General features: G+C 70.5%; 8 protein-coding genes and 1 tRNA gene. 5 read left to right on the top strand and 4 right to left on the bottom strand.

Annotated elements, in window-relative coordinates:
- Nucleotides 1-393 (top strand): class I SAM-dependent methyltransferase (locus BZY54_RS35670; RefSeq protein WP_208640875.1); only part of this gene is annotated, 393 nt, incomplete at its 5' end.
- A 69-nt stretch (nt 394-462) separates the two neighbouring features.
- Here the strand turns inward: BZY54_RS35670 and BZY54_RS35665 are convergent.
- Both BZY54_RS35665 and BZY54_RS35660 read right to left on the bottom strand, forming a co-directional pair.
- Nucleotides 463-2,991: an ABC transporter permease gene (locus tag BZY54_RS35665; protein ID WP_086729460.1), complete on the bottom strand. Its 2,529-nt coding sequence runs from the start codon at nt 2,989-2,991 to the stop codon at nt 463-465.
- Between the two features lie 47 nt (nt 2,992-3,038).
- The gene (locus tag BZY54_RS35660) at nt 3,039-3,809 is read right to left on the bottom strand and encodes an ABC transporter ATP-binding protein (RefSeq protein WP_086729459.1); all 771 of its coding nucleotides are present in this window, start codon (nt 3,807-3,809) and stop codon (nt 3,039-3,041) included.
- 414 nt (nt 3,810-4,223) lie between these two features.
- Here BZY54_RS35660 and BZY54_RS35650 point away from each other — a divergent pair.
- Nucleotides 4,224-4,306 (top strand) — tRNA-Leu (locus tag BZY54_RS35650).
- Nucleotides 4,307-4,356: 50 nt separating this feature from the next.
- Here BZY54_RS35650 and BZY54_RS35645 read toward each other — a convergent pair.
- Nucleotides 4,357-4,617, bottom strand: a complete 261-nt coding sequence (locus BZY54_RS35645) for a hypothetical protein (protein WP_244217503.1) — start codon at nt 4,615-4,617, stop codon at nt 4,357-4,359.
- Between the two features lie 163 nt (nt 4,618-4,780).
- Nucleotides 4,781-5,170, bottom strand: a complete 390-nt coding sequence (locus tag BZY54_RS35640) for a helix-turn-helix domain-containing protein (protein ID WP_086729457.1) — start codon at nt 5,168-5,170, stop codon at nt 4,781-4,783.
- 241 nt (nt 5,171-5,411) lie between these two features.
- Here BZY54_RS35640 and BZY54_RS35635 point away from each other — a divergent pair, with 241 nt between their 5' ends.
- The 3 genes from BZY54_RS35635 (at nt 5,412) to BZY54_RS35625 (ending at nt 7,930) form a co-directional block, all read left to right on the top strand.
- Complete coding sequence (locus tag BZY54_RS35635) at nt 5,412-5,627, top strand: hypothetical protein (protein WP_086729456.1); 216 nt, start codon at nt 5,412-5,414, stop codon at nt 5,625-5,627.
- Between the two features lie 52 nt (nt 5,628-5,679).
- Complete coding sequence (locus BZY54_RS35630; RefSeq protein ID WP_086729455.1) at nt 5,680-5,898, top strand: hypothetical protein; 219 nt, start codon at nt 5,680-5,682, stop codon at nt 5,896-5,898.
- A 103-nt stretch (nt 5,899-6,001) separates the two neighbouring features.
- Nucleotides 6,002-7,930 carry a zinc metalloprotease gene (locus tag BZY54_RS35625; RefSeq protein WP_086729454.1) on the top strand — a complete coding sequence of 643 codons (1,929 nt, stop codon included), beginning with the start codon at nt 6,002-6,004 and terminating at the stop codon, nt 7,928-7,930.
- The last annotated feature ends 44 nt before the right edge of the window (nt 7,931-7,974 follow it).

Below are 7,974 nucleotides of genomic sequence, written 5' to 3'. Positions count from 1 at the left end.
GGCCGCCGCCCGCAGCGCGAGGAGTCGGCGTACCACGTGGACGAGTTCATCGACGCCTACGTCTTCCCGGACGGCGAGCTCGCACCCATCGGCACCACCGTCACCCAGTTGGAGCGCGCCGGGTTCGAGGTGCGCGACGTGGAGTCGATCCGCGAGCACTACGCGCTCACCCTGCGCCGATGGGTGGCCAACCTGGAGGAGAACTGGGCACGGGCGGTGCAGCTCACCAGCCCCGGCCGCGCCCGGGTCTGGCGGCTGTACATGGCGGCCTCAGCCCTCGCCTTCGAGCGCAACCGCATCGGCGTCAACCAGGTGCTGGCCGTGAAGACCCCCGAAACCGGTGACTCGGGGATGCCCCTGCGGGCCCGTACGTGGGGTGCGCCGGGCGCCTGACGGGCAGTGCGCACGTACGCCGGGGGCCCCGTTCCAACCAGGAACGGGGCCCCTTCGCGACAGGTGCCGTCACTCCGACTTGATGGCCTGGAGCATGTTCAGCCGGGCCGCCCGCCGGGCCGGCCACAGCGCCGCCAGCACGCCGACCGCCGCCGCCAGCAGCAGGAAGACCGCCATCCGGGCCCAGGGCAGGACCAGTTCGTAGGTCGGCATCTTGGTGCCGAGCAGTTGACCGGCCGCCCAGCCGAAGAACACGCCCAGGCCGACGCCGAGGACCCCGCCGAACAGGGCGATCACCAGGGACTCCAGGCGGACCATCCGCTTGATGCCCTTGCGGTCCAGGCCGATCGCGCGGAGCATGCCGATCTCCTGGGAGCGCTCGAACACCGACATCGCCAGGGTGTTGATGACCCCGAGGACCGCCACGATCACCGCCATCGCGAGCAGGCCGTAGAGCATGTTCAGCATCAGCGTGAACATCTGCGCGATGTCGTTGGAGATGTCCTTCTTGTCCTGGATCTTGATCGCCGGGTTGGAGCCGAGCGCCTCGACCAGCCTGTCCTTGGTCGCGCCGGAGGCTCCGTCGGCGGTCTTCACCATGACCTGCATGTCGGTCGGGCCGCTCTGGTGCGGGGCGAGCGTGGTGTTGTCGAGCATGATCCCGCGGATCATCTGGTTGCCCTCGTAGACCCCGGAGACCGTCAGGTGCTGCTTCCTGCCGTCCTCGTAGGAGACGGTGAAGCCGGATCCGGCACTCCAGTGGTGGGACTCGGCGGTCTTGTCGTCGACCACGACCCGGGTGCCGCCGACCGTGAAGGAGCCGTCGTCGACCTTCAGGTCCGTCAGGCTGCCGATCGCGGAGCCGTTGACGCCGGTCAGGTACTCGGTCTCGCCGTCGATGCGGGAGGGGGCGTTGCGCAGCGGGCTGGTGGCGGTGACGACCTCGGTGGCCCTCAGCTTCCGGTCGACGTCCGGGGACAGGCCGTTGCCGTTCGCCATCGACACCACGTAGTCGGCTCGGAGCGCGGAGGACGCCATCTTGTCGATCGCGTGCTGAAGGCTGCCCGCCATCACCGTCATGCCGGTGATCAGGGTCAGTCCGATCATCAGTGCGGACGCGGTGGCCGCCGTACGGCGCGGGTTGCGCACGGAGTTCTGCCGGGCCAGCCTGCCGGAGACGCCGAAGACGCGCAGCACCGGGGCGGCGGCCGCGATCAGCGGGCGGGACAGCAGCGGGGTCAGGATGAACACACCGATGATCAACAGGACCGCGCCGAGCCCCATGGGGGCCTGACCGGAGTCTCCGTCCATCGTCGTGGCCGCCAGGACCACCGCGACGCCGGCCGCCGAGAACAGGGCGCCGAGCGTGTTGCGCAGCACCAGCGACTTGGTGGTGGCCTTCGCGTGCACGCTGCTCATCGCCGCCACCGGCGGGATCTTCGCCGCCCGCCGGCCGGGCAGCCACGCGGCGAGCATGGTCACGAGGATGCCGACCGCCAGGGCGGCGGCGACGGTACCGGGCGTGATGACGAGCGGTCCGTCGGGCACGGTGGCGCCCAGCGACCCCAGCAGGGACCTCAGCCCCGCGCCGATGCCGATGCCGGCGACCAGACCGGTCACGGCGGCCACGGTGCCGACCAAGAACGCCTCGATCAGCACCGACCGGGTGACCTGCCGGCGGGAGGCACCGACCGCCCGCAGCAGCGCCAGCTCCTTGGTGCGCTGGGCGACCAGCATGGTGAAGGTGTTGGCGATGATGAACGTGCCGACGAACAGCGCGATCCCGGCGAAGACCAGCAGGCCCTGCTTCATGCTGCTCATGGACGAGGAGATCGCCCGCGCCTGGTCGTCGGCGAGCCGGGTGCCGGTGGTCGTCTCGGTGCTGCCCTTCGGCAGCGCCTCGTCCAGCTGCGCCTTGAGCGCCGTCTGGCTGGTGCCGGCCTTCGCCTTCACGTCGATCTCGTCGTACGTGCCCGGCTTGCCGAACAGCCTCTGCGCGGTGGCCGTGTCGAACAGGGCGAGGCTGCCACCGGCGGCGACGTTGCCGTCGTCGGTGGTGAAGACGCCGCTGACGGTGGGGGTGAGGACGGGGCCGTCGACGGAGATGCGCACGGTGTCGCCGACCTTGTAACCGGCCCGGCGGGCGGTCTCGGAGTCGATGAGGACCTGGCCCTCGCCGTGCGGGGCGGTGCCGTCGGCGAGCGGGTACCGGGGGTCCTTGTCGCCCCAGTAGTTGCCGCCCTCCGACCGGAAGCCGCCGCCGATCAGCTTGCCGTCCTTGTCGGCGATCGCGGTGAAGCCGTGGACGACGCCGATGGCGGAGGCCGCCCCCGGCACGCGGACGCTCTTGTCCAGTGTCGCCTGGGTCAGCTCGGGGGTCCTGCCGACCCGGTCGCCCCTGCTCTTCTGGTACTTGGCCTCGACGGCCACGTCGACGTGGTCGAAGCCCTTGGCGGAGCTCTTCTGGAAGGCGTCGGAGATGGTGTTGGTGAAGACCAGGGTCCCCGAGACGAAGGCGACGCCGAGCATCACGGCGAGCACGGTCATGAGGAGCCGGGCCTTGTGCGCGGACACATTGCGCAAGGCGGTGCGGAACATGGGGTTGTCTCAGTCCAGGTGTACGAGGTGGAGGGCGGGGCGGGGGATCAGCTGGTGCGGCCCTTGGCGTCGAACTGCTTCATCCGGTCCAGCACGGTGTCGGCCGTCGGCCCGTACACCTCGTCCACGATCCGGCCGTCCGCGAGGAACACCACCCGGTCCGCGTACGCCGCCGCCACCGGGTCGTGGGTCACCATCACCACCGTCTGGCCGAGCTCGCGCACGGAGTTGCGCAGGAAGCCGAGGACCTCGGCGCCCGAGCGCGAGTCGAGGTTTCCGGTGGGCTCGTCGCCGAAGATGATGTCCGGCTTGGAGGCCAGCGCCCGCGCGACGGCGACGCGTTGCTGCTGACCGCCGGACAGCTGCGAGGGCCGGTGCCCCAGCCGCCCGGACAGCCCGACCATCCCGATCACCGAGTCCAGCCACTGCCTGTCCGGCTTGCGGCCCGCGATGTCCATCGGAAGGGTGATGTTCTCCAGGGCCGTCAGCGTAGGCAGCAGGTTGAACGCCTGGAAGATGAAGCCGATCTTGTCCCGGCGCAACTTGGTGAGCTGCTTGTCCTTCAGGGAGCCCAGCTCCGTCTCGCCGATGCGCACCGACCCGGAGGAGAAGGTGTCGAGACCGGCCACGCAGTGCATCAGCGTGGACTTGCCGGACCCGGAGGGGCCCATGATCGCGGTGAACTCGGCCTGCCGGAAGTCGACGGAGACCCGGTCGAGGGCGACCACCTGGGTCTCGCCCTGTCCGTAGATCTTCGACAGATCCGTGGCGCGCGCGGCCACGGCGGTGGTCCGGCCGGCGATGGAAGAGGTGGTCACGGGTGTGTGCTCCTGACGGGACGACGACGTTCTCGGGGACATGGACCATCGTCGCGGCCGAACGGGCCCGCCGAGTCAGCCGCTGCTCCGGTTCCTGGGGGCGACTCGGGTCGGACCGCACGGGCCCTTCTCATACCTGGGGATGACACCCGTCCCTGAGAGCGGTCGAGGAGCATCCCTGGGAGGGGCGACATCGAGAAAGGATGGAGTGCTCCTGTTCGGACGGTGAAATTCCGTCATTCCGCGTGCGCGGGCGGGCACGGCCCGCAAGGCTGTTGGCAGGCGCCGACCGGTGGTTTGGATTGCTGATGCCCCCTCAAGCGTCAATAAAATAAGACAACATCGGTCCATCAGTCCACTGTTCGGGGGGCGCCTCCCGATAGGCTCGGAACCTCAGCGCGGAGCCCATGGCCTGCCCGGATGGTGGAATGCAGACACGGCGAGCTTAAACCTCGCTGCCCCTCGCGGGCGTACCGGTTCAAGTCCGGTTCCGGGCACCTTCACGTCACGGCACCTCACCTGTCCGCGGGGGCAGGGGGGTGCACGCTCAGCCCTCGTAGACCGTCAGTACGGCGCCGTCGATCTCGATGCGCCGGCCCGCGCGCATCCCGTTGCGGCGCAGGGTCCGCAGGCACGCGTGGAACAGCTCCAGCTCGTCCGCCTTCAGGATGGCGGCGGCCAGGTCCAGGAGTTCCGCGAGCGCCTCGTCGGTGAGGACCTCGGGCAGTTCACCGGACAGCAGGACCACCGCGTCTCCGGCGGGATTGCGGACCACGGCCGTGGTCGGCCCGCCATGCACGAACAACACATGTCCCCCCTGGGAGCCCGGGGTCGTGCGGCTCTCGCGCCTCGGGCAGACGAGAGACTAGCGGCGGATCTCGGTGGTTTCCGGGTCGTCCGGATACTTTTTCCGACTTGGTGGGAGAACGGGCAATCGGTGTCACCGGACGGTCGGCCGGCGCTCCGGGCCGTCACTCCTGCCGTGAGGAGCGGTCCAGGAGGGACTCCACCAGCGCGGCGACATGCCGGCGGTCGTCGGCCGACAGCTTCTGCACGCTGGCGATGAGCAGGTCGACCTCGGGGTCCGTCCGGGGGGAGGCCTCCCCCTCGGCGCCCGCGGAACCGTAGACGTGGATGCCGCAGGACTCCGCGGCGGCGCGGCGGACGGTGTCCAACGGAAGTTCCAGCCCCTTGGACAGTCCCTCCAGTGTGGCCGGCTGGGGCATGCGCACCACACGGTCGGCGGTGGCCAGGTGGTGGACCGTGGAGCGCGGGATGCCGCCGCGGCGCGCCACGTCGCCGTAGGACCAGCCCTTGCGGTCGAGGCGCTCACGGATCAACTGCTGCAGTGCGTTGGCCACCGATGGTCACTTCCTGCTCGCCGCCAGGCAAAAGCCGTGGGGAACCTCCACGTAGCGCCCGATTCTACGGGCGTCGGCGCCGGGGGCCGAGAGGGGGATTCGTGGAGGGGGTTGCGCGAGTGCTTCACGAGGCCCTAGTGTCCAATCTCGTTGGACAGTTCGTCCGACCAGGTTGGACAGAGTCCGGGGGGAACCTGACTCTCTCCGATCGGAAACGCCCATCCCTGAGGGGGAATTGACCATGATGGACGCCCACGAGCTCGAGGCCGAGTCCGCGGAGCTGCTGCCGGGCCGTGAGGCCCTGGGCCGGCTGAAGTTCAACTTCACCAAGTCGGTCAACGTCACCAAGCACGTGGCCAACATCTCGGCCGCCAACCAGTCCGCCGCCCTGAACGACCACTCGGCGTGGTCCGTGGCCGACTCCGGTGCCGGCCAGAGCATCAGCGTCAGCCAGTGACATCCGCCCCCACGCCACACCGAAACACCCAGAAACCGGAAGGACGTCCGTCATGAGCATGGACATGCACGAGCTGGACACCGAGTCGGCGGAGCTGCTGCCGGGCCGCGAGGCTCTCGGCCGGCTGAAGTTCAACTTCACCAAGTCGGTCAACGTCACCAAGCACGTGGCCAACATCTCGGCGCACAACGAGTCCGCCGCGCTCAACGACCACTCCTCGTGGTCCGCCGCCCAGTCGCAGGCCGTCCAGAGCATCAGCGTCACGCAGTAACCGCCGCGCCGGACGACACCACCGGGGGCGGACCGCGAGGGGGGTACGACGCGGTCCGTCCCCGGAGGGACGGCGTGGGGCACGACGTGGGGGGAGATCACCTATGACGGTTCTCGGAGACGGGGCGCCGACACTGCACGACACCGGCCCGGTCCCGGGGCCCGGCGGGTGGCCGATGACCTACGAGCAGGTGGCGACGGCCACCTGGGCGGTCGTCGAGCAGCCGCCGCCGCCACTCGTCCCACGCCTGAGCGCGGGGCTGCGGCTGCACGGCGAGTACCAGGGGTCGGGCTTCACCGAGCCCAAGTACATCGCCCGTCGGGGGGACGGGCAGGTCGTGCAGCTGTCGCGGCTGCTGTACCTCGTCGCCTCGTCCATCGACGGCGTCCGCGACGCCGAGACCATCGCCCACCGCGTCAGCGCCCGGTTCGCGCGCGAGGTCAGCGCCGAGAACATCCGCTACCTGGTCGAGAACAAGCTCGAACCGCTCGGTGTGACGGTCCCCGACGGGCAGGAGAGCGAGGAGGTCGACGCACCGCGCTCGGACCTCCTGCTCGCCCTCAAGGGCCACCGGGTGATCTTCGACGAGCGCCGGACCGCGAGGATCGCCCGGACCTTCGCCTGGCTGCACCGGCCGACCGTGGTCGCCCTGGTGCTGGCCGCGGCCGTCGTCATGGACGTCTGGCTGTTCGGCTTCTTCGGTGCGATCGAGCCGGTCCTGGAAGTCCTCGACCAGCCCGTCCTCATCCTCATCGTCTTCGTCCTCACCGTGGCCTCCCTCGTCTTCCACGAGTTCGGCCACGCCTCCGCCTGCAGATACGGCGGCGCCCACCCCGGGTGCATCGGCTGCGGGCTCTTCCTCATCTGGCCCTCGATGTACACCGACGTCACCGACGTCTACCGGATCGGCCGCGCGGGGCGGCTGCGCACCGACCTCGGCGGGGTGTACTTCAACGTCGTCTTCATGCTCGCCATGGCCGGGGCGTACTTCGCCACCGGGTCACAGTTCTTCCTGGCCGCCGTCTATCTCGGGCACTTCGAGATCCTAGAGCAGCTGATGCCGGCCGTCCGGCTGGACGGCTACTACATCCTCGGCGACCTGGCCGGCGTGCCCGACCTGTACGGCAAGATCAAGCCGATCCTGCTGAGTCTCGCGCCGGGCAGGAAGGGCCGGGCCGCCCGCAAGGAGGTCGCCGGGCTGAAGAGGTCGGCGCGCACCATCGTCGCCACTTGGGTGCTGACGATGGTCCCGCTGATCGTCGGCGAACTCGGCTACGCCCTGTGGAACCTGCCCCGCATCGTCGCCACCATGACCCGGTCGCTGACCGAGCAGATCGTCGGCACCGGCTCGGCGTTCGTCGACGGGCGGATCGTCGAGGGCCTGGTCGGCGTCATCGGCTGCGTCATGCTGCTGTGCCCGATGGCGGGTGTCGTCTATCTCTCCGTGAAGCTCGGCGGGCGGCTCTTCCGCGCCGCGAAGCGCGCCACGGCAGGGCGGCCCGCGCTGCGGGTCGCGGTGTGCGCGCTGACGCTGGCCGGGCTCACGGGGCTCGGCTACGCGTGGGTGTCGGGGATGACACCGCAGCCGCTGCCGAAGAAACCACCGATCGCGCCGATCCTCCAGCCGGGGGTGCCCACGCAGGAGCCGACGCCACGGCAGGCTTCGACGCCGAGTGGGCCGTCGTCGGGCGAGCCGTCCGGCGGGGCGTCCGCGGTGCCGTCGCCGACGCCGGGAGCGGCGGGCTCCGCCGGGGCGGCCGGGCCCAGTGACGAACCGTCGGCGTCCGCGTCGGGCAGCGCGACCGCCTCGGCCCAGGCGTCGGTCACCGCGCCGGGGGAGCCCAGTGCCTCCGACCGGGCGGTGCCCAGCGGCAACGGGACGGTGGGGGAGCCCGCACCGTCGCTGTCGTCCGGAGGGACGGTGCCGGAGGCGTCGCCCACGGCGTCCGAGAGCGTGTCGGCCGCGCCGAGCGAGAGCACGTCCGCCGCGCCGTCCGGCAGTGGATCACCCAGTGCGGTGACCTCGCCGTGAGGGGCGGGCCGGTGGGGGCCCGGCCCTCACGGCGAGGTCACCGC

The organism is Streptomyces carpinensis (assembly GCF_002154505.1).
Classification (GTDB): Bacteria; Actinomycetota; Actinomycetes; order Streptomycetales; family Streptomycetaceae; genus Streptomyces; species Streptomyces carpinensis.
The sequence above is the reverse complement of the archived record's forward strand: the minus strand, read 5'-3'. Positions and strand labels throughout refer to the sequence as shown.